2 protein-coding genes and 1 pseudogene are annotated in these 2,175 nt (G+C 64.7%); 1 reads left to right on the top strand and 2 read right to left on the bottom strand.

Features of this window, described 5'->3' with window-relative positions:
- Positions 1 to 197 (bottom strand): transposase (locus tag JSE7799_RS19995; protein WP_186201946.1); only part of this gene is annotated, 197 nt, incomplete at its 3' end.
- 175 nt (positions 198 to 372) lie between these two features.
- On the opposite strand from JSE7799_RS19995, the gene hisA reads away from it, so the two are divergent.
- Positions 373 to 1,089 (top strand): 1-(5-phosphoribosyl)-5-[(5-phosphoribosylamino)methylideneamino]imidazole-4-carboxamide isomerase, encoded by a 717-nt coding sequence (gene hisA, locus JSE7799_RS13580; protein ID WP_055664097.1) that lies wholly within the window; start codon positions 373 to 375, stop codon positions 1,087 to 1,089.
- A 212-nt stretch (positions 1,090 to 1,301) separates the two neighbouring features.
- Here hisA and JSE7799_RS20595 read toward each other — a convergent pair.
- Positions 1,302 to 2,175 (bottom strand): annotated as a pseudogene (locus JSE7799_RS20595) (integrase core domain-containing protein); the annotation flags it as partial.

Genomic DNA, 2,175 nt, shown 5'->3' with positions numbered 1-2,175 from the left:
CTATGCTGAACTTTCGCCGGGTCACGCGGATCGTGCAGGCAATCTGCGAGCCGCTGCGCCAGACCCGCCCTGCGCTCGATCTCGCGCAGCAGGGTCAGGCCGGCGTCGGAGCTCATGTCGGCGCCGTCAAACCCGAGCAGGATCGGCTTACCGTTAAGGGGTGACAGGCGGGGCGTGGAGCACGTAGACTGGGTCATGGCGGAGGTCGTCCTGCTGAAATCTGAATCTTTGGCGTCGATAACCAAAAAATACAGAGTTTCCGACGGTTACGCCACCTCCGCCGCCTTCTCGTGAATTATCCGGGTTAACGCGCCGGGCTTTTCGCCCGCAACAATTTCCGCCAGAAACATCCCGACGAACCGGAGCGCGCATATGATCCTTTACCCCGCCATCGACCTGAAGGACGGACAGGCCGTCCGCCTTCTGCACGGAGAAATGGCCAGCGCCACGGTCTTCAATGACGATCCGGCCGCGCAGGCCCGCGCCTTCGTGGCGGCCGGCTGCGAATGGGTGCATCTGGTGGACCTGAACGGAGCCTTTGCCGGTGCGCCGGTCAATGCGGGCGCGGTAGAGGCTATCCTGGCGGCGGTCGACGTACCCTGCCAGCTTGGCGGCGGCATCCGCGACATGGCGACGATCGAGGCATGGCTGGGCAAGGGCCTGGCGCGCGTGATCCTCGGCACCGTCGCGGTGGAAGATCCGGACTTGGTGCGCCAGGCAGCACGCGCCTTCCCGGGCCAAGTCGCCGTCGGCATCGACGCGCGGGGCGGGCGTGTCGCGACCCGCGGCTGGGCCGAGGAAACGGACGTGATGGCCCCCGACCTCGCCCGCCGCTTCGAGGATGCGGGCGTGGCGGCAATCGTCTACACCGACATCGACCGTGATGGCGCCATGGGCGGTCCCAACGTCGAGGCCACCGCCGCACTCGCCCGCGCCGTCTCCATCCCGGTCATCGCATCGGGCGGGGTATCCTCCCTATCGGATTTGGAACGCCTCAAGGCGACGGGCGTCATCGCGGGCGCGATTTCGGGCCGCGCACTTTATGATGGAGCAATCGATCTCGGTGCGGCCTTAGCGGCCTTGCGTTGATTGAATGCTGTAGGGCAGCTTGCCGAAGACCAGCACCTCCGCATTCCGTAAGTCGATCCCAAACGACCGCGAGCCCCTCGCAGTGAGCGATGCGGGCAAACACGGTCACGCCCGCCTCCTCCAACGCGGTGACGTGGCGGCCCACCGTCTCAGTCACAGGACGGGAAGCCGGGCGTGGACTACTGCCCCCATCGAGCGGTCCGGGTTGATTGTTAGTGCATTGTCGGTCGGTGGTCCATTGGGACGAAGGTTTCCGGTGCTGGCGGGCGATAGCCCAGCGAGCTGTGCGGCCTGACTGTGTTGTAATGGCGGCGCCATCGCTCGATGAGGATCCGGGCCTCCCGGAGCGAATAGAAGACTTCTGCGTTCAGCAATTCGCCGCGGAACCGGACATTGAAGCTCTCGCAGTAGCCGTTCTCCCAGGGTGAGCCCGGCTCGATGAATGCAGTCTTGGCGCCGACGGCACCGATCCAGCTGCGCACCTTCTTGGCGATGAATTCGGCCCCATTGTCGGACCTTATGAATGCGGGTGGGCCGCGCAGGATAAACAGATCCGTCAGGGCGTCGACTACGTCGGTGGAATTGAGCTTGCGGTCGACACGGATCACCCATTGCCCGGCAGGCGATTTGGCAACGCCAAATCTGTCGAAAGGGGGCGCCTCCTTCGTGAACTCGTCACTCGACCATTGCCCTCGGACCAATGGCCGACAAGGTCTCGTTGTTGAGCGTTCGGAACACCCGCCCGTCATGCGTCCGATCCTGGCCGAAATCGTGAGGTGCAGATGTGGTTCGGGCGCTCTGGCCGGAGCCTGACGCACGATCCGCCGTTCAGCCAGAGCCTGCCCTTCTTTGCCTGTTTTTGCGGGACCTTCAGCCCTTCGCGTCGCCATATCCGCTCGACCGTTGCCCGGCAGGCGCATGCGCAGATGCTGCCGAGAGGGGCGCTTGTGGCTCACATGCCACCCGGCGTTGTTCAGCAGTCCGGTGATCATCCGATAGCCGTATCGCCCGTGGGCGCGCGTCAGCTCGATGATGTCTTCCGTCAGCCGTTTCTCGTCCGGTGTGCCGCAGGGAACCCTGCGGCTC

The organism is Jannaschia seosinensis (genome assembly GCF_001408515.1).
GTDB classification, from domain to species: domain Bacteria; phylum Pseudomonadota; class Alphaproteobacteria; order Rhodobacterales; family Rhodobacteraceae; genus Jannaschia; species Jannaschia seosinensis.
This window is presented reverse-complemented; position numbering and strand designations above follow the sequence as displayed.